At 42.0% G+C, this 24,356-nt stretch carries 23 protein-coding genes and 1 riboswitch; of the genes, 15 read left to right on the forward strand and 8 right to left on the reverse strand.

The genetic code is table 11. From position 1 onward, the window contains the following. Nucleotides 1–15: 15 nt before the first annotated feature. The 7 genes from J2T19_RS24910 (at nucleotide 16) to J2T19_RS24940 (ending at nucleotide 6,815) form a co-directional block, all read left to right on the forward strand. Nucleotides 16–1,182, forward strand: a complete 1,167-nt coding sequence (locus tag J2T19_RS24910) for an iron-containing alcohol dehydrogenase (protein WP_307220720.1) — start codon at nucleotides 16–18, stop codon at nucleotides 1,180–1,182. 242 nt (nucleotides 1,183–1,424) lie between these two features. Continuing rightward, nucleotides 1,425–1,522, forward strand: a riboswitch (TPP riboswitch). A 121-nt stretch (nucleotides 1,523–1,643) separates the two neighbouring features. Then, nucleotides 1,644–2,306 carry a thiaminase II gene (gene tenA / locus J2T19_RS24915; RefSeq protein ID WP_370874955.1) on the forward strand — a complete coding sequence of 221 codons (663 nt, stop codon included), beginning with the start codon at nucleotides 1,644–1,646 and terminating at the stop codon, nucleotides 2,304–2,306. Further along, nucleotides 2,303–3,064 carry an ABC transporter ATP-binding protein gene (locus J2T19_RS24920; protein ID WP_307220724.1) on the forward strand — a complete coding sequence of 254 codons (762 nt, stop codon included), beginning with the start codon at nucleotides 2,303–2,305 and terminating at the stop codon, nucleotides 3,062–3,064. Before tenA ends, J2T19_RS24920 begins: the two co-directional genes overlap by 4 nt. Continuing rightward, the gene (locus tag J2T19_RS24925; protein WP_307220726.1) at nucleotides 3,061–3,819 is read left to right on the forward strand and encodes an ABC transporter permease; all 759 of its coding nucleotides are present in this window, start codon (nucleotides 3,061–3,063) and stop codon (nucleotides 3,817–3,819) included. The genes J2T19_RS24920 and J2T19_RS24925 overlap by 4 nt, the downstream gene beginning before the upstream one ends. A 23-nt stretch (nucleotides 3,820–3,842) precedes the next feature. Then, on the forward strand, nucleotides 3,843–4,859 hold the full coding sequence (locus tag J2T19_RS24930) for an ABC transporter substrate-binding protein (RefSeq protein ID WP_307220729.1): 1,017 nt from the start codon (nucleotides 3,843–3,845) through the stop codon (nucleotides 4,857–4,859). Between the two features lie 448 nt (nucleotides 4,860–5,307). Next, nucleotides 5,308–5,574, forward strand: a complete 267-nt coding sequence (locus tag J2T19_RS24935) for a CD3324 family protein (RefSeq protein ID WP_056695537.1) — start codon at nucleotides 5,308–5,310, stop codon at nucleotides 5,572–5,574. 158 nt (nucleotides 5,575–5,732) lie between these two features. Then, the gene (locus J2T19_RS24940; protein ID WP_307220731.1) at nucleotides 5,733–6,815 is read left to right on the forward strand and encodes a nucleotidyltransferase domain-containing protein; all 1,083 of its coding nucleotides are present in this window, start codon (nucleotides 5,733–5,735) and stop codon (nucleotides 6,813–6,815) included. Nucleotides 6,816–6,865: 50 nt separating this feature from the next. On the opposite strand, the gene J2T19_RS24945 is transcribed toward J2T19_RS24940, so the two are convergent. Then, on the reverse strand, nucleotides 6,866–7,537 hold the full coding sequence (locus J2T19_RS24945) for a hypothetical protein (RefSeq protein WP_307220733.1): 672 nt from the start codon (nucleotides 7,535–7,537) through the stop codon (nucleotides 6,866–6,868). A gap of 362 nt (nucleotides 7,538–7,899) precedes the next feature. Between J2T19_RS24945 and J2T19_RS24950 the strand changes: the two genes are divergently transcribed. The 3 genes from J2T19_RS24950 (at nucleotide 7,900) to J2T19_RS24960 (ending at nucleotide 10,370) form a co-directional block, all read left to right on the forward strand. Then, a complete protein-coding gene (locus J2T19_RS24950) occupies nucleotides 7,900–8,661 on the forward strand; it encodes a kanamycin nucleotidyltransferase C-terminal domain-containing protein (protein WP_307220735.1) in 762 nt (253 codons plus the stop codon). Nucleotides 8,662–8,866: 205 nt separating this feature from the next. Further along, nucleotides 8,867–9,463, forward strand: a complete 597-nt coding sequence (locus J2T19_RS24955) for an RNA polymerase sigma factor (RefSeq protein ID WP_307220737.1) — start codon at nucleotides 8,867–8,869, stop codon at nucleotides 9,461–9,463. Continuing rightward, nucleotides 9,426–10,370: a hypothetical protein gene (locus tag J2T19_RS24960; protein WP_307220739.1), complete on the forward strand. Its 945-nt coding sequence runs from the start codon at nucleotides 9,426–9,428 to the stop codon at nucleotides 10,368–10,370. Before J2T19_RS24955 ends, J2T19_RS24960 begins: the two co-directional genes overlap by 38 nt. Before the next feature lie 264 nt (nucleotides 10,371–10,634). Here the strand turns inward: J2T19_RS24960 and J2T19_RS24965 are convergent, their stop codons facing one another. Together J2T19_RS24965 and J2T19_RS24970 are read right to left on the reverse strand one after the other, a co-directional pair. Then, nucleotides 10,635–12,560 (reverse strand): sensor histidine kinase, encoded by a 1,926-nt coding sequence (locus J2T19_RS24965; RefSeq protein WP_307220741.1) that lies wholly within the window; start codon nucleotides 12,558–12,560, stop codon nucleotides 10,635–10,637. Nucleotide 12,561: 1 nt separating this feature from the next. Then, complete coding sequence (locus J2T19_RS24970; protein ID WP_307220743.1) at nucleotides 12,562–13,275, reverse strand: response regulator transcription factor; 714 nt, start codon at nucleotides 13,273–13,275, stop codon at nucleotides 12,562–12,564. A gap of 203 nt (nucleotides 13,276–13,478) precedes the next feature. On the opposite strand from J2T19_RS24970, the gene J2T19_RS24975 reads away from it, so the two are divergent. Next, the gene (locus J2T19_RS24975; protein WP_307220745.1) at nucleotides 13,479–14,846 is read left to right on the forward strand and encodes an ABC transporter substrate-binding protein; all 1,368 of its coding nucleotides are present in this window, start codon (nucleotides 13,479–13,481) and stop codon (nucleotides 14,844–14,846) included. 213 nt (nucleotides 14,847–15,059) lie between these two features. Here J2T19_RS24975 and J2T19_RS24980 read toward each other — a convergent pair whose 3' ends face one another. From J2T19_RS24980 to J2T19_RS25000, 5 genes are all read right to left on the reverse strand, one after another. Continuing rightward, nucleotides 15,060–15,416: a YxeA family protein gene (locus tag J2T19_RS24980; RefSeq protein ID WP_307220747.1), complete on the reverse strand. Its 357-nt coding sequence runs from the start codon at nucleotides 15,414–15,416 to the stop codon at nucleotides 15,060–15,062. 26 nt (nucleotides 15,417–15,442) lie between these two features. Then, nucleotides 15,443–17,374, reverse strand: a complete 1,932-nt coding sequence (locus tag J2T19_RS24985; RefSeq protein ID WP_307220749.1) for an FtsX-like permease family protein — start codon at nucleotides 17,372–17,374, stop codon at nucleotides 15,443–15,445. Beyond that, entirely contained in the window at nucleotides 17,361–18,146 is a 786-nt protein-coding gene (locus J2T19_RS24990; protein WP_307220751.1) for an ABC transporter ATP-binding protein, read from the reverse strand. Before J2T19_RS24990 ends, J2T19_RS24985 begins: the two co-directional genes overlap by 14 nt. A 139-nt stretch (nucleotides 18,147–18,285) precedes the next feature. Further along, nucleotides 18,286–19,329 (reverse strand): sensor histidine kinase, encoded by a 1,044-nt coding sequence (locus J2T19_RS24995; RefSeq protein WP_307220753.1) that lies wholly within the window; start codon nucleotides 19,327–19,329, stop codon nucleotides 18,286–18,288. Between the two features lie 15 nt (nucleotides 19,330–19,344). Beyond that, nucleotides 19,345–20,028, reverse strand: a complete 684-nt coding sequence (locus J2T19_RS25000; protein ID WP_307220756.1) for a response regulator transcription factor — start codon at nucleotides 20,026–20,028, stop codon at nucleotides 19,345–19,347. 241 nt (nucleotides 20,029–20,269) lie between these two features. Here J2T19_RS25000 and J2T19_RS25005 point away from each other — a divergent pair, with 241 nt between their 5' ends. From J2T19_RS25005 to J2T19_RS25020, 4 genes are all read left to right on the forward strand, one after another. Next, a complete protein-coding gene (locus tag J2T19_RS25005; protein ID WP_307220758.1) occupies nucleotides 20,270–21,127 on the forward strand; it encodes a DUF421 domain-containing protein in 858 nt (285 codons plus the stop codon). Nucleotides 21,128–21,241: 114 nt separating this feature from the next. Next, the gene (locus J2T19_RS25010; protein ID WP_307220760.1) at nucleotides 21,242–21,589 is read left to right on the forward strand and encodes a DUF3221 domain-containing protein; all 348 of its coding nucleotides are present in this window, start codon (nucleotides 21,242–21,244) and stop codon (nucleotides 21,587–21,589) included. Nucleotides 21,590–21,967: 378 nt separating this feature from the next. Further along, nucleotides 21,968–23,332 carry a cytochrome ubiquinol oxidase subunit I gene (locus tag J2T19_RS25015; RefSeq protein WP_307220762.1) on the forward strand — a complete coding sequence of 455 codons (1,365 nt, stop codon included), beginning with the start codon at nucleotides 21,968–21,970 and terminating at the stop codon, nucleotides 23,330–23,332. Next, the gene (locus J2T19_RS25020) at nucleotides 23,332–24,345 is read left to right on the forward strand and encodes a cytochrome d ubiquinol oxidase subunit II (protein ID WP_307220764.1); all 1,014 of its coding nucleotides are present in this window, start codon (nucleotides 23,332–23,334) and stop codon (nucleotides 24,343–24,345) included. Before J2T19_RS25015 ends, J2T19_RS25020 begins: the two co-directional genes overlap by 1 nt. Nucleotides 24,346–24,356 lie beyond the last annotated feature (11 nt).

A 24,356-nucleotide genomic window follows, 5' to 3' on the forward strand; every position in this document is an offset into this window, starting at 1 on the left:
GGAGGACATAACAACATGAATAGATTTACAATTCCACGAGATATTTATTACGGAGAAAATGCACTAGATATATTAAAAACGCTGAAAGGTCAGAAGGCTGCTTTAGTCATTGGTGGAGGTTCGATCAAAAAACAAGGTCATTTAGAAAAAATCACACAATTGCTTAACCAAGCAGGTATGGAAACGTTACTGATTGAAGGTATTAATACGGAACCTACCGTGGCCATGGTTCAATCTGGCGCAGCACAGATGAATTCGTTTGAACCAGATTGGGTAATTGGCATAGGTGGGGGTTCACCTATGGATGCTGCAAAAGCAATGTGGATTTTCTATGAGTATCCAGAACTAACATTTGAACAAGCCGCTGTTCCGTTTTCATTGCCAGAACTGCGAACCAAAGCCAGATTTATTGGCATTCCGACAACCAGTGGCACAGCCGCAGAAATCTCCAACCTTTCCGTGATTACAGACGAACAAACAGGGATTAAATATCCTTTGGCGGACTTTGGATTAACTCCAGATATCGCGATTATTGATCCTGCTTTAGTTACTCATATGCCGCAACATATGATTGCTTACAGTGGTATGGATGCAGTGACGCATAGTATTGAAGCCTATGTGGCTAAGCCACGTACGATTTTTACGGATGCACTCGCGATTGAAGCAGCTGAAGTGCTGAAGGATCACTTGCTTGCTTCGTTTCAAAGCGATCTGGCTTCCAGGGAGGAAGTTCATTACGCTCAAGCTATGGCCGGTATGTCCTTTGCTAATGCAGTCTTAGGGAATGTACACAGTCTGGCACATAAGAGTGGTCCGATCTTCAATATCCCTCACGGATTAGCGAATGCAATCTACTTGCCCTATGTAATCCAGTTTAACCGGAAAGTCGTAGAAGATCGTTACGCTAACCTTGCAACTCGATTGAATTTGAAGGGGAATAATGCCCAGGAACTAACGGATTCCTTAGTGGAGTGGGTGCGTAAAGTTAACCGTGATATGGGACTTCCTGCTACATTACAAGAATTCGGGATTGAAGAAGACGTATTCCGGAATCATGTAGAAGCCATGGCAAACAATGCAATGAAAGATCCATGTACAGGGACAAATCCACGAGAAACGTCTGCTGAACAAATGAGAAAATTGTATGAATCCGCATATTATGGCGTAGATGTTAACTTCTAAGTCAGATTCTATTACGATTTGAAATCCAATAAAACATATGAAGCCTAGCCGATCTATAAAATTGGTTAGGTTTCAAGTGTGTAAGTCCAGATATCTCTATACGTAACGGATCGACATGAAAAGTAAGACATCTATAAAGAGTTACTGCAAATCGCCTTGACGATGTATATAGCCATTGATATACTGATCGAATAGTTAGATAATTTGTTTTCAGTGGTTTAAGAAGAATAATAATTACATATAACCGTTTGCGAGGGAGCCTTAACCGGCTGAGAGGGTGTAAAACCGACCTTACCTGATTTGGATAATGCCAACGTAGGAATGCAACGATGAAATGCTGTTATTTGGGTTGCCCTTGGGCATTCCAAACGATAGTTTATTTATCTGCGAAACGTCCTATGGATGTTTCGCTTTTTTTGTTGTTAGAAATGGGGAAATCACATTACGAATTGGAGGAACAAATGTTGACTATATCTGAGCGATTATATAAGGCAGCACAGCCTGTGTGGAAGGAATGTCACGAGCATCCCTTTGTGAAAGGGATTGGAGATGGCTCCTTAACGATTGAACAATTTCGATTCTATTTGCTCCAAGATTACTTGTACTTGTACGATTACGCCCGTGTATTTGCGCTAGGCATCGTCAAGTCGAAGGATCCCAAAGTGATGCAGCTTTTAAGCAAAAGTGTTGATAACATTCTGAATGGTGAAATGAAAATTCACCGTTCTTATATGGAGCGGTTAGGGATCACGGAAGATCAAGTTTTTCAGGTGAAACCTTCACTGAAAAATGTAGCCTACACGAACTATATGCTTGCGGTTTCACATGCAGGTGGCATAGCAGAAGTGCTCGTATCCATCCTGGCTTGCTCATGGAGCTATGCTGAAATTGGTCAAGTGCTTGCTCAAGCGCCAGGTGCAGCTGATCATACTTTCTATGGGGAATGGATCACAGGTTATGCTTCCCCTGAATACCATAGCAGCAATCAGGCTCTAGTCGAATTAACGGACAAGCTATTAGAGGGCTGTAGCGAGGAAACATATCAACGGATGGAGGATATTTTCGTGATGTGCAGTCGCTTTGAGCTTGATTTTTGGGAGATGTCCTGGAGGCTGGAGTCTTGAGTTCACTGACCTTTCAGAATGTGTCCTATCAATATGATGCTGAGCCTATAGACATAATAGACAACCTGTCTTTTACAATTGAGGCAGGATCATTTCACAGTATTGTTGGCGCCTCGGGCTGTGGTAAAAGCACGATTTTCCATCTCATTAACGGCTTACTTAGGCCGAAATCTGGCTCAATACGGATTGATGGGGCTCCGATCGGGGATAAAAAGCATTACTGCGGTTATATGCCACAAAAGGACCTGTTGTTCCCTTGGAGAACAGTAGGAGAGAACCTTGGATTGCCTTTGGAGATTATCGGAGGATACACCAAGGCTGAGTGCAAGGAGCTTATTGCTGATGCACTTCATAATGTGGGCTTAGATCATTGTCATAACAAGATGCCTCACGAGCTTTCAGGCGGCATGCGCCAACGAGCTGCATTTGCCCGTACAATGCTCACAGGATCCGATTTGTTATTGCTGGATGAGCCGTTCTCTGCTCTGGATTTTCTAACCGGCATTACAATGCAAGAATGGCTGCTGGAGCAGTGGGAGCAACATAAAAAAACGATTATTTTTATTACCCACAACGTGGATGAAGCCTTATTTCTTTCACAAAGAATATTCGCTGTGACCAGTACCCCGATAAACCAATTAACAACTATTGATATACCTAACGGGTACCACCATTCAAGAGAATCTCTTGCTTCACCAGAAATATCTGCATTGCGTAACGATCTGATTCAATCGTTAAGGACGAATGTAATCTTATGAAAAAATCATCTTACACTCATAATCTTCCTGCCCTAATCGTTCTCTTTGCTATGCTGATGTTCTGGCAGCTGGGAGCAATGAATTTAAACGCTGCTTATATTTTACCTAGCCCGGTTCAAATATTTGAAAAAATGTGGGAGCTTCGCGAACCCTTATTTACCGTTCATTTGCCCGCGACTCTGCTAATTACTAGCATTGGTCTCGTGTTGTCCATCGTACTAGGCGTTGCACTAGCGATCCTTATGGACGTAAGTGTATTGATGCGTAAGTGTCTATATCCGATCGTTGTAGGTTCACAGACGATCCCGACCACAGCCATTGCTCCACTATTTGTTCTATGGTTTGGTTATGGCATATGGAGCAAAGTACTCGTGTCCGTTTTAATAACCTTTTTCCCAATTACAATTACGGTATACGATGGTTTACGCAGTACCCGTATGGATATGAAGAAGCTTCTACTTACATATGGTGCTACTCAGTGGGAAATTTTCCTGAAACTAAAAATCCCTTATGCACTGCCTTATTTCTTCTCAGCCATCAAAATGGCAATTCCGATTAGTGTCATTGGGGCAGCGATTGGAGAATGGCTGGGTGCACAGAGTGGGCTGGGATATTTTTCGCGTCGAATGATGACGCAGCTTGACGGTGCGGGAGTGTTTGCACCCATTGTATTGTTATCCGTTGTTGCTATGGGTTCGGTTGCCGTAATCACACTGTTAGAGCGTCGTTTCGTTCGCTGGCGTGGGGAGTCATAAATAGATATGGAGGAACCAATTTCATGAGAAAAACAAGATTCATTTTTACAATGATACTGATCTTACTCGTTTTTAGCGCATGTACTAATCAAAATACATCTTCATCTACTAGCTCATCTCCGCAGAAATTACAAGAAGTTAATGTAGTGCTGGATTGGTATCCAAACGCCTTGCATGCATTTCTCTATGTAGCGATAGATAAAGGGTACTTCGAGCAAGAAGGATTGAAGGTAAACCTACAATTCCCGTCTAACAGTAATGATGCAATTTCACTTGTAGCAGCTGGAAAAGCAGATATTGGCTTGTATTATCAACAGGACGTCATCATCACAAGAGCGAATCAGAACGTGCCTGTCAAATCAATCGGTGCGGTTGTGCAGTCTCCGCTTAATGCCATCATTTCTTTAACAGAGAAGGACATAGCTTCCCCCAAAGATCTAAAGGGCAAAACGATTGGTTACTCAGGGACAGAATTATCTGAGGCTCTCATTCGTAGTGTCATGAAACATGATGGTTCGGATAGTAGTGATGTTAAAATGGTCGATGTCGGCTTTGAACTTATGAGTTCAATGACCACGCGTAATGTGGACGCCACGATCGGTGGCTTAATTAATCATGAGGTACCCCAACTTCAGGAGGAAGGCTTCAATGTGAATTGGTTTACATTGGAGAAATATGGGGTTCCGTCATACTATGAAGGTGTTTTTGTTGCTAACGATACAACAATTAATTCTGAATCGGACATGCTGACTAAATTTCTACATGCTTCAAAAAAAGGATTTGAGGATGTAAAGGCCAATCCAGAGGCTGCATTACAAATCTTATTAGATCATCAGAATGCAGAGAATTTTCCGTTATCTGAAAATGTTGAACGTCAGAGTTTAGATATCCTTCTGCCTTTAATGGAGAATGATAACGCTGAATTCCTCAGTCAGGGTGATTCCCGCTGGCAGGAAAATATCGATTGGTTAGCGTCGGAGGGGCTGATCGAGATAAAACCTACATTAGACGATGTTCGTGTAGTCATTCCGTATGAATAGTAGTATCTCCCCTGTAGCATGGGTTACTGTTTTCATTTTATCCTCTTAAAGATCCAAAATAGAATTGCGGGCTTCTTACTTTTTCAGATTTTGGCACTACTATTGTTGTTTATAATGACGACTGTTGGCGTTGTATTTCATTTAATGCCGTGTATTTTAGTTTACTTATATTTTAACGGGTTATTAGCATTTTCAATTGTTTATCAAGAAAGATGAACGACATACTCTGTTATAATAGCAGTTAGTAGCCATCTATTTTCTGTGGAGGTGAGGCCATTGAAAACAATCGGGGTAGGATTCTTATATGCATGGCTCTATGCAAAGCCAGTGAAGGATATGGCAATGCTTTGCATAGAGATTAGCAACTATCCAATTGCCAACAACAAGTTGTAATATTCTACGAACTGGCTTTGCACCTTATTGATTTATTAAATAAGGAGTGAGGCACGTGAAATATTCAAAAGCCGAGTCGATTTTCCCGGAAGAATTGTTACGGATCATTCAAGAATACGTTCAAGGTGAACTAGTATATATCCCCAAACCTAAAGAGGCGCACCTCAAATGGGGAGAGAAAACACACAGTAAGAGTAAAGTATCTGCTCGAAACGCTGAGATTAAATCTTTATTCCGTGATGGAGTCAGCATAAACGAGTTGGCGGAGCGATATTTTTTGTCCTGTGAAAGTATTAAGAAGATTGTTTATACCAAGAACTAATGGAACCCGCTATATCGTCGTATCGACGGTATAGCGGATTTTTGTGCAAAGATGAATTAAATCAACTTATACATAGTAACTGCATCTCTCAATCGATAAACTCAAGTTAAGATTGTTGTGATCCAAGGACGTCTGGATTAGGAGAAGGGGGCAGTGAAATGAACGAAATCTTAATGAAACAGCTGCTGGACAAAAATGAACGGCTAATCAACATGGTGATCGAACGCGTAAAGAGAGATTTTGTAGACGATATCGCTATTATTGGGCTTACGGGTTCATTTAACACCGGGGACTTTCACGAGAAGAGTGATCTGGATCTAATTATCATTAATAATACAGATAAGGGCTGGGAGATATCCGATTGCTTCATCTTGGATGACGTTGGATATGACATCTATTGCACGCCTTGGGATACAAGAATACACGAGCAATCCACCTTGGAAAGTCCCAACGTATCGAGCCTAACCGAGCTCCAAGTACTTTATTATGCTAAGCCTGAGGACTTGGAGAAATTGAATGAATTCAAGCAAAAAGCTCTCAATGCACTTGCGAACCCAATAGGAGAAGCGTGTCTTCATCGAGCCGAAAAGTGGATTGATCTGGCTAAACTAGCTTACAGCGATACAATGCTTAGTGAAGATATCGGCTCCGTGCGACATGCATCTGCCGACGTTTTGTACAATCTAGTCAATGCGTTGGTCAGTATGAATAATACGTGCATCAAACGAGGAATTAAGCGATATTTAGAAGAGATATGTTCGTTGCGCTATGTGCCGGATCATCTCGAATCTATGTACATGTCAGTCATCGAAGCGAATACGATTGAAGAAATAAGAATAGCATCTTTTAACATGTTGAAAAGCGTTACGAAGTTGCACAGCACGATGTGTGATAGCTTCATCGTTAGACCTGCTCCAACCTATGATAATCTGAAGGGAACTTACGAAGAATTGTGGTGCAACTACCGTAACAAAATCTTGAACGGTGTGTTAACCAACGATGCCCCTTATGTATTTCTTTCAGCCTTTGGAGCACAAGGGTATCTTGATGAAATGGCTGCGAAGATCGGAACTAAGAAATTTAATTTTATGCAGTACTTTGATGCAAGTAATCTAACCCTTATGCAAGAGAAGTTCCTTGAAGTGATGGATGAATATGCAGAGGAGTATGGTAAGGTCGGGAGAGAAGTCGAACGATTTACAACCTTTGAGCAACTGTATGACCATTATATGAATAGTTAATCTTATATCCTAGTTCGTAATAAGTCCCCTGAAACGGGGACGGTATGACATTAATCAATGGTATAGATGTCCCAATCTCCTTGTTCACTTTGCCGAATCGCATACATCATTCTTACTTGTTCAACCGAATCGGTTGTTGTATCCAGACGTTCACCAAGAACAGTAATATGTAATTGATTTTTGATAGATGCATTTTTCTCAATGCTCTCGATGTTTGAGAACTTATATTGGAACTGTTCACCATAATAAAAGTCCATAGCATCTGCCAGTTGATCATCGACAAAACCAGATCGATAAAGTTTGCGATCATGCTGTACGAGAGCGATCAAATTTTCTTCGAGTATATCTAGCGCGGGACGGTCGCTCTCTTTTAACGTATGCTTTGCTAATTCTAGGTCAATTTCCATTGCAGTGTTAGAATCTTCTGAACTCTCGAGTAGGAATTTTCCGATAATATTCTCGTTGCTATCATACAAGTTGATATATTTATCGACTTTTGGTTCATTCATACTTTGAATGGCTTCCTCGGGAGTTTGTGGCAAGTCTTGATTCATGTCTGAAGTCTTGATGTAACCTTCTATTCCATCTACACCTATAGCCTTGACTAAGTCTTCAGAAGGACTAGTATCAGCAGATGTAGCTGTCAAGCCATAAACACCTGCTCCGACTCCTAAGGCAAGAATCATACCAACTATAATGAGTTTTTGTGATTTTGTTTTCATTAGAGTGCCTCCAAATATGGGATGGATGATGCTTTAAGCATGTTCATATGAAGATGCAGAAGTTATCAATACATGCTTAATCATTAAACTCAACGAAAACATGCATATTTCCGTCTATTCCTCCAATACCGGTTGTTTGATATCGTGCATGTAATATAAACGCGTGAAGCTGGAGAAATGTTTCCTTTATAATCCAATGATCTATTAACAATATAAATGGTTCTCTAGCTCTCATCCTCGTCACTTTCAACGCGCTGAGGTATACAGCCCCAAATTAAATTGAGAGATAATCATGTTCTCCACGGGCAGGCCAGTATAATGGATGATAGAATTAAAGAAATCCAGATACTAGGAGGAATTTCATGTTGCCTTTCCCAGCTGAAACGAGTCGTAAAGTAAAATTCAATTTTATAAATGAGATAAAGAACAAGTTATTAGAAAAATACGATAAGGATATTGAGGCTATCGGTATTTATGGTTCAGTTGCTCAAGGAAAAGAGGGGCCTTACTCAGATATAGAATTGCATATCATTAGTGGAGATGGAGTGAATATACCTACCCATGAATTAATTCTTCATCCGTTTAAATTAGAGATTTCTACCAAGCAGATATCCGAATGGTTTCATCAAGCAAGCGTAGTGGACGATGGATGGGCGCTTAGAACGGGAAGTTTCGTACATATTACCTCCCTATACGATCCAAATGGCTTATTTCCTAAGGCGAAGGAGATTGTGCTCTCAGTACCTGACGAAAGGTTTAGAGAAGTAATAGCAGAATTTATGATTTGGGAGCCATATGAGACGATGGGCAAGATCCGAAATGCCAAAGCTTCGAACAACCTCTCTTATCTGCCTCGTGCTGTATTTGATTTAACATGGCAAACGGCTAAATTGATTGGATTGATGAATAAACAGTATTACACTAGTAGAGCCGTAACCCTGGAAGAATCTATAGAAAAACCTATCAAGCCAGAAGGATATACGGAGTTAGCAACAAAAGTAATAAGTGGTGAGTTAGCTGATAAGGAAGAGCTTTATTTACTTTGTGAGAACTTATGGTGTGGTTTGAATCGTTTGCTTGAGGATTTAAGAATAGAATATCGAAGTGATGTTCTAGATTTGTGAAAGCGTAGGATAGCAGGAGCCGATAGCTTAATAAATCCAAGAAAGCAGCTGATCACAGTGATCAGCTGCTTTTATTCGGCTAAGGGGCAGGATAGGTTTGGTGTTAATTTTATCGTCCGAATGGCGGTTTTGAATATAGTACCTTTCATACTGTCACATTATTAGTAGAGTTGTTCGTTGTATAGTATGAAAGGGGGGAGAGAGCTTGAATGACACGGAGATTAATCAGATCATTGCAGATGTATTAGATGGAGAGATAGAGAAATTCGAACAGATCATGAAGGTGTATCAGAAACCAATTTTTCTCTACTGTTATCATATGCTGGGTAAATATGACGAAGCCGAAGATAATGCACAGGAAGTATTTCTGAAGACATTTCGCAACTTGCGAAAATATACCCAATATGAGATGGGTTTTAGCGCATGGTTATACAAGATTGCCTACCATCAGTGTATTGACTTCATTCGTAAGCGTAAATTGGTTAAATATCTACCTTTCTTTTACCGTGATGATAAAGACAACAATGATGTCGATATGCATATTGAAGCTAACTATTTTGATGAATCTGTACATCAGGCGATGACAAAATTATCGGCGGAGGAACGCAACTTGTTAATCTTACGTTGTATCGAGGATAAGAGTTACCAGGAGATTGGTTTGATTCTTGGCAAGAATACCGCAAGCCTTCGTAAAAAATATGAACGGACATCCGCAAAATTTCGAAAGTATTATGCCCAAGCAAAGGGACTGGGAGTGTATGAATATGGAGAAGGATCAGGACTTGAAAAAACTGTTTGGTGACTCGCGTATTCCCGATGTGGAACTAACAGGTAAGGTAATGAAGGTACTGCATACTGAAATGAAAAAGGAGAGGTTTTTTGTGAAATATAAAATTGCTTTAACTGCGTTTGTTGGAATGATGTTAATGGCGACCACAGGTTATGCGGCAGTCCAGTATCATTCTTTGACGAATAAGGATGGCGAAGTAGTATATGAGACTAAATCAACGAAAGAATACGAAAAGACAGAATCAAAAGAGGACGTACAACGTTTTGAAGCTTTTTATGACCTTAAAGAGAAGCAGTTAAAGAACGGTCAAGCCGCTTTATTTTATGTTGCTGCCAATAACCCGAATCATCAGACAGATCTGGGTACGAAGGTAACTAGTTTCTACAATCTTTCTCAGTTGCGCGATACGATTACAGATCAATCAATTAAGGTTGCAGACAAGGTCAATGGGAATTATACGTACCAACAGGCGGATGTATTCTTCAAAACTGCGTATGATGTAAATCCACCCTCTTTGCAAGAAAAAGAGGAAATGACTAAAAAACTGAGACATCAGGCCGAAAAGTCTAAGCAGGGTTATGCAATGATGCCAGTTGAAATGACAGATGAGGTTTCCCATCTAGCTGTTACGTATCAAAACGGCGAGGATAAAATCGAGGTTATGATCCATAATCTGACTGGTAAGAGCAACCCGACATCGTATATTGACGAGAAAGTTGAATTTAAACAGGAAAAGGTTCATGTGAAGGGTGTAGAAATGCTGCAAACCGAATTTGGTCCTTCACGCGCGATCCAGTTGCAATGGATATACGAGAGCCCGGACAAAAAACAAAGATACAGCTATACTGTGCTGGCAAATGCAGATCAAGTAAGCAAAGAAACCTTGATGGAAATTGCTGAAAGTTATTTGGACTACTAAAACGATGGGAATCTTCTCCAATGCCAATGGGGTTGATTCCCGTTTTGGCATGATAAATAAGTTACATGAAAGGGGCTCAGTGAGAGAGAGGGAATGCAAAATATCTAATATATGTACATGATACGGGATGAGGTCTTCAAGCTGCAATCACGTGATCGGCTACCCTAAAGCTAATGTAAAATGGATCAACCAGAAAGAACTGGTTGATCCCATAATACGATCGGGTAGTATAGTTTTAGATTATTAGCGGGGAACTGTATCATTCTACAAAGGCGCGCTTTGACCATTGGCTTTTCGTTCATAATTTTTCTTCACAGGAATTTCAAAGCTCCATTCTCCGGAGAGCAGATCCTGCTGACCCGAGCCATCGGACAGGATTAGCTGGTTTACGTTAACCTTCAACAGAAACTGGTCTGGAGGTGGTAAAGTCTCGATGAAATAAAATCTGATGGTGCCGTTTTTGGCCAACGTTACACCTGTATCCGTGGCAATGCCGGGAACTGCCTTTATCGTTGAAGGATCCAACATAAAAGTTGGCTTTACCGATTGTTTCGCCCACTGCAACTCCGATATCTCGTTAGAATGTTTCATGGAGTATTGAATAATTAGGCCCTGGCCGTCGAAAACGTAACTATGAATAAGCAGTGTATAGCCTTTGTCTGTTTTACCAGCAATTAAAGTCATCTCGTTATTCCCGCTTGTTGGTATCAGCGTTGGATCGTCATTTTCAGAGAAGATGGCAGGCGACTTTGCCACGAGATGGGAGGTAAATGAATTCTTAACGCTGAATAGTACCAACGCACAGACGAGCAACACGATCATTGGTACAGCAGCTATCCTAGGTTGGAATAAGCGTCGTTCTTTATGAGAAATTCTTGTTTTCGGCGCCAGTCCTTGTTCGGGGGGGATGGTCGGTATCTGCTCGATTTCATGTTGATCTATTTTCGGAACAGCTTCATGAGCCTGATTAAGGGCAGAAATGGAGAAGCGTGTCTCAAATGAAGTTGCCTTCCTGCTGCTGCGAGCAGTAATGCATCCTCGGTGTACCTCGACAATACTCTTCGTGATAGCCAGACCAAGACCTGTACCCCCGGTCTGCTTCGACCTAGACCTCTCCACCCGATAAAAGCGGTCGAAGATGAACGGCAAATCCCGTTCCGGAATGGGATCTCCATAATTTTGGATTCGTACGGCCAGCATATCTCCATCCTGTGTAATATCGATATCGATATATTTGCCCGCCTTCCCGTACTGGATGGCATTCGCGATGATATTCTCGTACGCCCGTACCAACAATCCTCCGTCCGCTTGAATCTTGAAATCTCCTTCTTGTATGTTCAGCCTGATTTCCATACCTGCGTTCTCCGTGATCGGCACAAATTCCTCGACAAGCTGACCGATTAACCCGGCGATATCGAGCTCGCCGAGTTCCAGAGGCAGACCGTTGTTGATACGCGTATACTCGAACAGTTCGTCGATTAATCGCCGAAGCGACAAAGACTTCTCATACGCGATGTTGACGAAATAACGCATCTCCACTTCATCCTGATATCGATCCTTCTCGATCACTTCGAGAAAACCGAGAATCGAGGTCAGTGGAGTACGCAGGTCATGCGATACACCTGTAATCAAATCGTTTTTAGTCTTTTCAGCCTTGCGTTCCTCCGCTATAGAATGTTTCAATTGCATACTCATCTGGTTAATGCTGCGCGCGACCTCACCCAATTTATTACCGACAATTTCCGGAATTTGGTGGTCGAACTGGCCGCTCGCAATTTCCTCCAAACCATATGTGATTTCCGCCAAGTAATGATCCCATTCGGAGCTCAAATGATTCATACTCTCAGCGATCACACTTAGCTCGTCCTTGCTTTTGACCGTTACCACATTTCCGAAACGACCTGCTGATATTTCCTGCAACCCTGCATTGATCGCGCGCAAATCTCGAACCAAACGCAGGCTGGCAAGGAAAAAAGTGACGGGAAATAGAATTATACCGGTAATGATCATCACGCGAAGGGACCCGGCTTGCTCAATGATCCAATTGATCGGGGCAGCAACATATTCAATTTTTTGCAGTGCTCCCGCCATGACATAACCCAAAAAAATAGCTGCACCTGTTAAAGCCAGGCTTGCAACCATGATCAGCATTAATCTCCAACGAATCGTATATAGCCACTGTGGTTGCATATTACTCACCCCTTAATTTTTCATCACTTTCTATTTTGTATCCAATTCCCCATACGGTTTTGATGATTCGAGGTTCACGCGGGTTAGATTCTATCTTCTCGCGGAGCTTTCTGATATGTACCATAACGCTATTTTTTGACTCCATAAAGGGCTCGTTCCAGACCTCTTCGTAGATACGATCCATACTAAGCACCGTTCCTCTATTAACTGCCAACGTATGAAGGAGTGCGAACTGGCGGGGAGTTAACTTAATTTCCTGCTGATCGACCTTTACCGTATGGGATGAAATATTAATGGTAACATTTTCGATGTGTATTTCGTTCGCGTTAGTCGCAATGGCGTTGAACTGGTTCATCCTTCGAAGCTGTGACTTGATACGTGCGATCAACTCGAGTGGGTTGAATGGTTTGGTTACGTAGTCGTCCGCGCCGATGCTGAGACCTGATATTTTATCGATATCTTGGCTTTTAGCCGATAACATGATGATGGGGATAGGGTTCGTTTCTCGTATTTTCATACATGCTTGCAACCCGTCCATTTCGGGCATCATTAGATCAAGTACAATTAAATCGATTTGTTGCGAATTCAGAATCTTCAGTGCCTCCACGCCATTCGACGCTTGCAGGAGCTTGTAGCCTTCGTTATTGAAATAGATACTCATTAATTGGATGATTTCCGCTTCATCATCCACCATCAAAATCGTACTTTCCGCCATAGATCCTCCTTGATTCTTTATCTACCCTACATTGGAAGGTAGCACGATAATTATAAGTGATTTTTTTTATGCATTAAGTAACGTCAGTATTAATTAAGGAAATGATAAGAAGTATGGTAGTTAGATGATAAGATTTCACCTCTATACTTAGTTCAACACAAGCGAATAATCGTTTGAACAAAAATGGAGTGGAGGTTTTATTTTTGAAGCACAATGTATTACAGAAGACCATGCTGGTTAGTCTTAGTGTTATGTTAATCAGTATTTCAGCAGGCCTTAGCACTGGTAAACAAGCTTCTGCAAATTCAGACAATGAGGTAGATACGAAACGTACTTTAAAAGTGTTGTACTGGAACGAAGACGATTTCAACAGGACGTATGGAAATTTGTTTAGTCAGAAGTACCCGAATACAAACATCGAAGTCGTTGCACCTGCAGGTATGGAGGCGATTAAGGATTACGATGGGGCTATCCAAAAGTATTCACCGGATCTTGTTATGCTGCCCCCATACCATTACAAACGACTGTCTACAGATAAAAAGTTGGTCGATTTAGAACCGTTAATTAAGCGAGATAGGTATGACACGACAACGTTATACCCTGGCTTGCTTGATGAATTGAAGAAACAAGGCGGTGGCAAACTTTATGGGTTAAGCCCAAAAGCAGACTCGTATGCTCTTCTGTATAATGCTGATTTATTTAAAAAGTACAATGTCAAAGTACCAAATGATGGAATGACGTGGGAAGAGATATTGAATCTTGCTCAAAAATTCCCTACTAAGGGTGATAAGAACTCCCGAATTTGGGGTCTAAGCTCCTTTGGATCCAGCAATTTGGTCATGGATATCGCCAGAACAGAAGGATTAACGTACATGGATCCAGGTACTCTAAAGGCTACTGCGAATACAACTGCGTGGAAAAACGCTTATCGTCTGGCGAGCGAGACAACGAAGTCCGGGGCACTTGACGAAGGGATCAGTTTGTCAGGCAAAAGTTACCTGGAAAGTAGCTCGTTCATTATGGGACGATCAGCTATGAAAGTAGCCTCAATTAGTCAGCTACAGTCTTTACAGGCGGCAAAAAGCGGTGTGAAGAATTATAAACCTTTCACACTTGGAATTGTTGCCGGCCCTGTCGCTAAGGATAGAAAGTCAACAGGGAACGTTTTCATTAATGAGATATTTGCAATTCCAGCAGACGCAGCAGATGTTGATGCTGCTTGGGATTTCATCAAATACTTCAATGGAGAAGATTATGCTACCGAATACTATAAATCCAAGAGCTCTAATACTAGTATCGGCGCTCCTTTATCTCGCATGATTAAGGAGTACTCAGGTTACAAGTTGGATGCGTTCTATAAATTAAAACCTAATCTGGATTCATCGATAACAAGCTATGCACTCATGAACAAGTCACCCAATTTCGAATTAAAATTTCGTTCGATTCTACTTAAAGAACTGACACAAGTAGTAAATGGGAAGAAAACACTAGCCAAAGCAACGGCTGCTATTCAATCAGGTACTCAAGCTGCTGCTGATAAACTGAAAAAGGCTCAGACGGCAAAGAAGTAAAATAGTAAGGCCTGCTCTTCTACGAAGGGCGGGTCTTATTTTTTTGCGTGAAAGTGCAGAATCCAACCGGATCTCGCAACCATGCCGCTTAAGAATGGAGTGGAACACCCAAAATACGTATCTACCAATGGCCAGATCTTCTCACACTCGTAAAAAAGAGCAACTCAAAGCAGCAGTACTGGCTGTCTTTGGAGTTGCTGTTCATGCATATACTCAGTTGGAGCGTAACTGGTTCACAACGTTTTCGGGAATCATGTCCTCTTCTATTAGAATCCATTCTTTGGTGTAGGCTCCCTTAGCAAGTACCCTAACATAGCCTTCCGGATTCTGTTCTTTGCTTGAAGAAAAAGTGATCTTTTTCTTCTCTCCCTTTCCTGTGTATCCTGTCAGATTATATCTGTAGCGAATCCATTCATTTTTACCTTCCTTCTTGGCTGGTTCATTAATTATTGCGTATACATATTGTTCCTCATAGAGTGGGTTGAACTGATCAAACTCCCGTTTGAATGTTAAATACAGAGCTGAGCAAACAATTAGTACGGTTAGTACAAAAACAACGATTTTTTTCATGACATATTACCTCCTCATACTAATTGTTATAACATTGCGTTCTGAACGATTTTTTTATAATACCCAAGCGTGAAGAAAGCGAACAGGAAGTAGATGGAGGCATAAGCTCCCATCGAAATCATCGCAGGGATGGTATCGTCCGAAAGAGTTATGAAGTAACTTGCCTTGACTGCATAGACCGAATGCATGATTCCAATGAACAGCGGTAGCAGGAACACCAGCATCTGCTTTCGCAAGATGCCTTTCATGATCATCTTTTCATCAAAACCAAGCTGACGCAAAGTTCTAAAGCTCTGTTTTTCCTGCTCGGCTTCGCTCATCTGTTTAAAGTAGAGAATACTGCCGGTTGAAGCAAGAAAAGCAAGTCCCAGAAAGGCAGCTATAAAAATTAATAATCCGGATTGCTGAAGCAAACTTGTGTAGCGGGAATAAAAGTCTGCTGAATAATATTCGTCCGTATTATATTTCTGATAGAGAGTGGAGGCCAGCGCAAGTTCCTTGTTGTCCGGGACTAGAAATGTATCTATCTGAACCCGTTCAAAACCGTCCATATTGGACATCCTCTTCTCAATTTCCTCCAAGGTAGCTTCAGATACTAACATTTGTCTACCTGATATTCCGGCGTTCACGACATTCTCCAGCAATATTTCATTCAAGGGATAACTCTTGGTTTGTGTTTCTGAGCGCAGTTCAATCATAGTTGGGTAACGTTTGGTGAGATCAATATCATCATATGCGCTCAGAGCAGAAGCATTGTATTCTATTGCCTCGCCATAGTCTGGTATAGAGACATCTCTGCCGGATTTCTGCAACTGTTCAGCCGAAAGCCATAATAGCATGCCTTCTCTAAACCCGGATTCAATTAGCGGATCCAGAACAACACCGTTAGTCCGGAACGTATTAATGGTATAGTGACTGTAATCAATCCCTTTGCTCTCCAGCTCGGCTGTAAACGCATCTGAATCCCACTGGTTATTCTCAATTGCGAAATCATATGGATAATCTTTGCGGGTAACTTGCTCAACGGAGTAGTAGATAGAATAAGCCATGGTAACAAGTGTAAGGGTTAAAGCCGACAGTACAGTAATTAATGTAAGTGAATTGGCATTTGCTTTCATGCGGTGCATCAGCGGAGCAAGCGACAGGCTGTTGTACAAGCCCAAATGTCCTTTTTTACGTTTGCGGAACCAGTAGAGACACCATCTGATCGTCACCCTGAATAAGATATAGGTTCCGATTATTGTAGATGCCATTACCAGCAGCGCATTAAACACTAATTGTTCATCTACCATATGGCCTGATAACTGATACCCGTAGCCAATCAATATAACACCAAGTATAGCGATTATAGCCGTAAAAATAGAGGGCTGCTTGCTGATAAGATCAGGCTGCTTATCTGCCTGGAATAATCCGAGCAGGGTTCTGCGATTGATCATTACTATCATCTGAATAGAAGTAATAACGATGACGAGAACAAATACTGCGGCCGTTTCTAACGCTGCCAGTACAGAAAAGTCTATCGAAGGCAGACCGTTCAAGTTGAGCAGATTCATTAAGATCAAGACAAACAGACGGGATACGAGTGCTCCGCAGATAATCCCTGTTATCAAAGCGCCCAAACCTAGCAAGATATTCTCAAGGAGCAAATAACGGATAATCCAACCCTTGGAAAGCCCTATGAGCTGATATAATCCAAATTCCCGACTGCGCCTTCGTAAGAATATACTGTTAGAGGAAACAGCAAAGATCCCTATGATTACCATGAGCAGGACTGCTGCAGACTGAAAGGCTGTAGTGAAGTTCACACTTGAATCTAGCATATTCTGTACCTGCTGATCATACTTGAGGGATGCAAAGATGAAGAACAGGCTCATGCTGAAAATCAGTGCGAAGAAATATAGATAGTAATGCTTCATATTTTGCCGCATGCTTCGGAATGCCAGATCAAATACCGTCAATATTATCGCCCCCTAGTACAGCCTGCACATCAATGATTTCCTTAAAAAACGACTGTCTGGATTTCTCCCCCCGGTACAGTTCGGAGTAAATTTTCCCGTCTTTTAGAAAGACCACGCGGTTACAATAGCTGGATGCGACCGGATCGTGTGTGACCATGATAATCGTGACCTCTCTAGTCCGGTTCACCTCATCCATTACGGACAACAACGATGACGCAGATTTGGAGTCTAGGGCCCCCGTCGGTTCGTCTGCAAAGATGATAGAAGGCTGATGGATCAAAGCCCTTCCGGCTGCAGTACGCTGTTTTTGCCCTCCTGATATTTCGAATGGGTATTTCTCCGACAATTCCCGAATGCCCAGTACGTCTGCAATCGCTGCAAATTCTCTCTCCGCCTGCTTCTTACTTAGCTTGGTAAGTGATATAGGCAGAAGGATATTTTCCTTTACCGTCAACGTATCAAGAAGATTGTAATCCTGGAAGATGAAGCCAAGCTTGTTACGGCGGAACGCGGAAAGGGCGGCGTTTGTCATGGCGCATATATCTTCATTATCAATTAATATTGTACCGTCGGTTGTTCGGTCAATTGTCGCAAGTACATTCAGCAGAGTGGTTTTACCGGAACCAGAGGGACCCATGATGCCGACGAACTCTTTACGCAGAACGCGTAAATCAATGCCTTTCAAAACATGTTGGGTACTGCCCCTCGAGCCATACGCTTTATGAACATTACGGGCGTGCAATACGGTATCTTGTTCATTTATCTCATTCATGATGAACCTCCCATATGTGGTTATAGGTTAAGTTTACGTGCAAATATCCATGGTGTCGCACGCTTTGGGTGACGAGTTGAAGCGGAAGGTGACGAATTCGTCAGGTTAACAAAAAAACAACCAAGTTAACCTTGGCTGTTCATAACGGGATATGGGTCGTTTGTCCTCTTCTAACGGTCTCAAATGCATTAGAATCTGTAAAAGTCAACCGCATTGTTGTACCTTGCGGCTGGCTGGAGTGGACTTGAAGTTTAATTCCTATCTTAGCTGCAACGGACTGGGCAAGATAGAGGCCGAGTCCAGTAGCGGCATTATGAATCCTTCCATTCCCACCGGTAAAACCTTTATCAAATATACGCGGCAAGTCATGGGGCTGAATACCCGGGCCCTCATCCATTATGTCGAGATAGACATTCTCATGTTCCGTAACAGCTGTTCTGAACGTGAGTGACCTATCGGAAGGACTATATTTTATGGCATTGGTCAGGATCTGTCTGATGATGAATCGGCACCATTTACGGTCTGTAACAACAGCGGCATCATTGCCTTCAATATTGACTGCCAGATTTTTCTCCATACACCAGGGAGCCAATTCCTGGATTTCTTCTATGGCGAGACGTTGTACAGACAGCCTTTCAAGGACGTAGTCCGCTTCAAGAGCAGGAAGACGTGTCATATACAGCTGCCGTTCAACAAGCAGATGAATCCGCAGCCACTCTGTTTCAATTTTACTTATATCCGGGTTACTTTGCGTGTCCATGATCAATTTCATAGCGGTAAGAGGAGTCTTGATTTCATGAATCCAGGAGGCAGTAAAATCATTTTCAATCAGTTGAGCCTCTTTCACTTGAGAGAGCAATTGTTTGAAATGGGATGAGGCCTCTCTTAATACATTGTCCGTTATCTTATCTAATTCATTGTCAGGGTGGGGAAGACTCTCAAACCAGTTAGTTTGCATGTCTTTCTGTAGTTTAGAAACTGCTTCCAGATATCTGGTTTCTTTCCTGTACCGCCAAATGAAAAATACAATAAACACAATCATATAAAGCGCATTTAAATATATGAAAGAGGGGGGTGTAACACTTACTCCCTGATCGAAAATAATAAGCAGATCAGTCAGACCAAGCAAGCTAATAGACAGCAGAATCCAGCTTTTTTTTGAACTAACGTAACGTAATAACATATCATGTATTTCCTCCTATAAAGTCACTGCCATATAACCCATTCCTTTCTTTGTCACAATAGCGTCTGAAAGTCCAAGCGGGTCTAACTTCTGTCGCAAACGAGTGATATTGGTTGTAAGTGTATTATCGTTTACAAACTGTTCATCCTCCCATAGCTTACGAATCAGATCATGACGTGAAATGACGGAATTGTTGGACTTCACCAGCGAAATCAGCAAGAATAATTCATTTTTGGTCAAGTCTGCTTCCTCGGCTGATTTTCGGATAACCCCTCGCTTTAAATCAATTAAAGCACCGTTCCATTCGAGTGTATCTGCCTGGGTTTCCCCATAAGCATACGTCCGTCGAAGAACCGCTTGAATCTTGGCATACAGTACATTCGTATGAAAAGGCTTCTGGATAAAATCATCCGCACCCATATTAAGCGCCATAACCATATCTAACGGGTGATCGCGGGAGGATAAGAAAATGATAGGTATTTCGGATACAGAACGAATTTCCCTACACCAATGAAAACCGTCAAATTTAGGCAGCGTAATATCCATAATTACCAGATGAGGCTGTTGATCAAGAAACGAACGCATAACTTCATTGAAATCATCCGGTTTCGTAACCCGAAACGCCCATGCTTCTAGCCCCTTTTGTAGCGCTTCAAATAATGCCTGATCATCTTCAACTATAAATATATTAAATTCCATAGATTGAACGTTCTCCCTTTAGTAATGTATATAATTCATACTACTACATTATATGTGTGGAGTGGAGTAAGAAGGAAATTGTTGGTGCCTTGGTTCTTGGACAAACGGCAGTACAAGCTGAATGGGTTCATCTGCTCGCGCGGTTTGTTTTTTTGCTGTGCATACATCATGATTCTCGTGGTAATTATAACCTTTACAAGCGTCACCAACACAGTTAATCCACAGGAATGGAGCATCCAACATGCCAGAATGGTTAGAGGTCACATTTCGAACGTTATCTGCAGTAACAGTTCTCTTTTTCATCACGAAAATTTTAGGTAAACGCCAAATTTCTGAATTATCTTTATTTGAATATATTACTGGGATTACCCTAGGTAACTTGGTGGGGTATATTTCGTTGGATACAGATACGAAGTGGTATTTAGGTTTCCTTGCGGTATTTGTATGGGTTGCCGTGTCTGCAGGTGCGGAGTACTTAACAATGAAAAGTAAAAAGTTTCGAGATATTGTGGACGGGAAATCAACAATTCTTATTGAAAATGGAGCAGTGAACGAAAAAGCGTTAGCGAAAGAACGCTTGACGATTGATGAATTTCTGGAGCAGCTTCGTAAAAAAGATGTATTTCGAGTTGCTGATGTGGAGTTTGCCGTAATGGAACAGAGTGGAGATATCAGTGTCATGTTAAAAAATGAGTACCAACCCCTTACAGCCAATGCGTTAGGCTATCATATTTCTTCTGACCAGGAACCAAGAACGATCATCATGGATGGGCATATCTTGCCAGATACTTTACAAGTAACAGGATATAATGAAGATTGGGTACAAAAAGAGCTGCGCAAACTTGGTTTGAATTTGGGAGAAGTTTTCATTGGTCAGGTGGATAGCAAGGGTGAACTTACAATACAGACGGGTGCAGATTCGTTACCTAAACCGGCAAATTCCAATCCAAAGGATCAAATAACGGAATTAGTTCAAAGACTACAGGACGATTTAATGATGAAAAAACAACTTGCAACCAACGATAAGGATCGTCTCAAATATCAGGAAGCACTAGACCAATTTCAAACGGCAATGCATGCTTATCAGAAACAAAAATAATTACACCTTATTTCGATGAAGTCGAATAGATGGATGAATTAGCTTTCGTGATCAATTCGTAATAGATGCCTTACGCCGAACTTAATATCAGCAGATTATTCTGGGGGTATGAAGATGAGAAGAACACTAAGTTTAATTTCGGTTGTAGTATTGCTATCGTATGTACTCGTTGGATGCGGGACTGCTCCTGATCATGAGAACATGAATACCAATAATGAGCCAATTCAAAATGAAGTGAAGGCAAAAGAAGATTTTGAAGCAGTCATTCTGGCAAAAGATCAATCAACGATAACGATAGCTGTGACCACGAGTGATCATGCTGAGCAACAGTATATACTTGTTACTTCGGGCATCAATTATCACGCTGAAGTTGGTGACGAAGTAAGGGTATGGACAACAGGTATGTATGAAGAGAGCAACCCCATACAAGGGGTAGCAACCAAAGTTGAACGAGTGAAATAAAACGTAAAAAGAGCCGCTAATCCTATGATTAGCGGTCTTTTTTACATCCAGTGTTATCCCAGCCCTGCTGTACAAACAAGTCAATAGCTCTAAAGGGTAATTTAGATCATTTTCATAGATTAGTTGAAAAGAGGTGACTGTTCCTTGACTATTTCATGTCAAGGAAGTGACTGCAATTGTGTCATTCACAATTGTAGATATAATAATTTTTATATATCGGGATGGGATGTATAGGACTGCGAGAGTAGGATAATTTAAGCATTAGTCATGTTGATGATCTCGGAATGCATCCTTGTATCCTGATATGTGAAATTTTTCTCGTACTATTTCTGTGTATTGAATTCTTAAATGAAAAGTGAAAACGGAGGTGACAGAGGTATGGAGTTAGATACGGTATTATGGAGCAGATTGGTGACAGGCTTAACGCTCGGGTTTCACGTGATCTTTGCGACACTTGGTGTAGGTGTGCCTCTAATGATTGCTATTGCAGAGTTTATTGGCATTCGGAAGAAGGATAACCATTACATACTAATGGCGAAAAGGTGGTCACGAGGGTTTGTCATTTCCGTGGCGGTGGGTGTCGTGACAGGCACGGCGATATCTCTACAGCTTGCCTTGGTATGGCCGAATTTTATGAAGTTAGCCGGGAATGTCATTGCATTACCGCTATTTATGGAAGTGTTCGCGTTCTTCTTCGAAGCGGTTTTCCTAGGCATTTATCTGTATACATGGGACCGATTCAAGAACCCGTATATTCACTGGTTGCTAACTATTCCGGTTGTGGCCGGAGCGGGAATGTCGGCTGTTTTTATTACAACGGTGAACGGCTTCATGAACCAACCTGAAGGATTTGTCATGGAGGCAGGCCAGTTCATCGCGGTTAACCCTGTGCAAGCGATGCTGAATACAGCAACATTCTCCAAGGTATTCCATGTGCTGAGCTCAGCCTACTTAACGGGTGCGGCTCTGCTGGCCGGGATTGCTGCCCTTGCCATGCTGAGAAAAGGTGTCTCTGCTTACCACAAGAAAGGCTTGAATCTGATGATGGCTGTTGTTTTAGTATTCAGCTTGCTGAACTCACTCGCTGGAGATGTATCTGCCAAGTTTCTGGCTGAACATCAGCCTGAGAAGCTTGCAGCAGCAGAATGGCATTTTGAGACAGAGAGCGGCGCAGATTTAATTTTACTCGGCTGGCTGAATGCGGAACATGAGATTATAGGTGCTCTTCATTTGCCCAAATTGCTCAGCTTTCTCGCCTTTGGAGACTTTAATGCCGAAGTGTCGGGGTTGAATGAATTTCCACCGGATGAACATCCGCCACTGCTGGTGCACTATTTATTCGATCTAATGGCCGGAATTGGATTCGCCCTGCTTGCGATCTCCAGTCTATATTTCCTGTTGGTGTTCTGGAAGAAGCGTAATCAGTTCAACCAATGGATGCTTCGCCTCGTTGCGCTGAGTGCTCCGCTTGCTTTTCTTGCCGTTGAGATGGGCTGGTTCTATGCAGAGGTGGGACGACAGCCTTGGATCATTCGAGGGTATATGCGGGTGGAAGAAGCGGCTACTACATCCCCAAGTGTGAGAATATTATTTTTCGTGTTCCTACTGTTGTACATCGTGCTTGGCGTTATATGTGCTCTTGTATTAAGACGTTTGTTCAACAACAATCCTGCTGAGGTTGAGATGGAAAAATGGCTGAAGGCGAAACAGGATCAATCCGAGGACAAAGGAGGGCATGCCTGATGAGTTATGAATTAATCGGAATATCGGTACTCTGGCTGTTCTTGTATGGCTATCTCATCGTAGCTTCTATTGATTTCGGCGCAGGATTTTTTGCCTTCTATGCTCGTTTGACGAAGCAGGATCACCTGATTAATCGTCTGATCTCCCGTTATCTATCGCCGGTCTGGGAGATTACCAATGTGTTTTTTGTATTTTTCTACATCGGTATTGTTGGGTTTTTCCCGGACACAGCCTCATATTATGGCGCAGCCTTAATCGTGCCAGGAAGTATTGCCGTCATACTGCTTGCCATTCGTGGCTCGTTCTATGCTTTTGAGAATTATGGTTCCAAAAATAATATCGTGTACCTATTCTTATACGGAGCTACAGGTTTGCTAATTCCTGCATCGCTGTCCGTGGCACTGACACTGTCGGAAGGCGGATTTATCCTGAAACAGGGCGAGACCGTTACACTGGACTATTGGGCGCTGTTTACCAACCCGTTATCGTGGAGTATCGTTGGACTGGCAATTGTCTCTGTCCTATTTATCAGCGGATCGTTTCTAACCTTTTATGCATCACGGGCAGAGGATCAGGGGGCACTTAAGTTGATGCGGAACTATGCTTTGTTTTGGAGTACACCGACCATCATTCTCGCACTGACTGCATTTATATATTTGGGCCAACACAATGAGCGCCATTTTCAAAATATGATGGATCTGTGGTGGTTGCTTGCACTTTCCGTTGCTTTCTTCATGATTGCCATGTGGCTGCTGTATAACGGACGTAGATATGGACTTGCATTTATTAGCATCATGCTTCAATTTTTCTGTGCCTTTTTTGCTTACGGGATTGGTCAATATCCTTATATTCTTGATCCCTATATCACGATTCAGAGTAGCGCGACATCACCAGCCATGGGCTTCGCACTTGTCGTTGTATTTATCGGAGGGCTGTGCTTGCTGATTCCATCTCTTATTCTGGTCTTCAAGCTGTTCCTGTTCGATGCGGATTACGTCAAAGGGAAAAAATAAAAGGAGGAGCG

The sequence above is a fragment of the Paenibacillus tundrae genome (genome assembly GCF_030812775.1).
GTDB lineage: Bacteria > Bacillota > Bacilli > Paenibacillales > Paenibacillaceae > Paenibacillus > Paenibacillus tundrae_A.

Coding starts and splice junctions, on each gene's coding strand:
- J2T19_RS24910 (WP_307220720.1), top strand. CDS start 16: ATGAATAGATTTACAATTCCACGAGATATTTATTACGGAGAAAATGCA.
- tenA (WP_370874955.1), top strand. CDS start 1,644: ATGTTGACTATATCTGAGCGATTATATAAGGCAGCACAGCCTGTGTGG.
- J2T19_RS24925 (WP_307220726.1), top strand. CDS start 3,061: ATGAAAAAATCATCTTACACTCATAATCTTCCTGCCCTAATCGTTCTC.
- J2T19_RS24930 (WP_307220729.1), top strand. CDS start 3,843: ATGAGAAAAACAAGATTCATTTTTACAATGATACTGATCTTACTCGTT.
- J2T19_RS24940 (WP_307220731.1), top strand. CDS start 5,733: ATGAACGAAATCTTAATGAAACAGCTGCTGGACAAAAATGAACGGCTA.
- J2T19_RS24945 (WP_307220733.1), bottom strand. CDS start 7,537: ATGAAAACAAAATCACAAAAACTCATTATAGTTGGTATGATTCTTGCC.
- J2T19_RS24950 (WP_307220735.1), top strand. CDS start 7,900: ATGTTGCCTTTCCCAGCTGAAACGAGTCGTAAAGTAAAATTCAATTTT.
- J2T19_RS24960 (WP_307220739.1), top strand. CDS start 9,426: ATGGAGAAGGATCAGGACTTGAAAAAACTGTTTGGTGACTCGCGTATT.
- J2T19_RS24965 (WP_307220741.1), bottom strand. CDS start 12,560: ATGCAACCACAGTGGCTATATACGATTCGTTGGAGATTAATGCTGATC.
- J2T19_RS24970 (WP_307220743.1), bottom strand. CDS start 13,275: ATGGCGGAAAGTACGATTTTGATGGTGGATGATGAAGCGGAAATCATC.
- J2T19_RS24980 (WP_307220747.1), bottom strand. CDS start 15,416: ATGAAAAAAATCGTTGTTTTTGTACTAACCGTACTAATTGTTTGCTCA.
- J2T19_RS24990 (WP_307220751.1), bottom strand. CDS start 18,146: ATGAATGAGATAAATGAACAAGATACCGTATTGCACGCCCGTAATGTT.
- J2T19_RS24995 (WP_307220753.1), bottom strand. CDS start 19,329: ATGTTATTACGTTACGTTAGTTCAAAAAAAAGCTGGATTCTGCTGTCT.
- J2T19_RS25000 (WP_307220756.1), bottom strand. CDS start 20,028: ATGGAATTTAATATATTTATAGTTGAAGATGATCAGGCATTATTTGAA.
- J2T19_RS25005 (WP_307220758.1), top strand. CDS start 20,270: ATGCCAGAATGGTTAGAGGTCACATTTCGAACGTTATCTGCAGTAACA.
- J2T19_RS25010 (WP_307220760.1), top strand. CDS start 21,242: ATGAGAAGAACACTAAGTTTAATTTCGGTTGTAGTATTGCTATCGTAT.
- J2T19_RS25015 (WP_307220762.1), top strand. CDS start 21,968: ATGGAGTTAGATACGGTATTATGGAGCAGATTGGTGACAGGCTTAACG.
- J2T19_RS25020 (WP_307220764.1), top strand. CDS start 23,332: ATGAGTTATGAATTAATCGGAATATCGGTACTCTGGCTGTTCTTGTAT.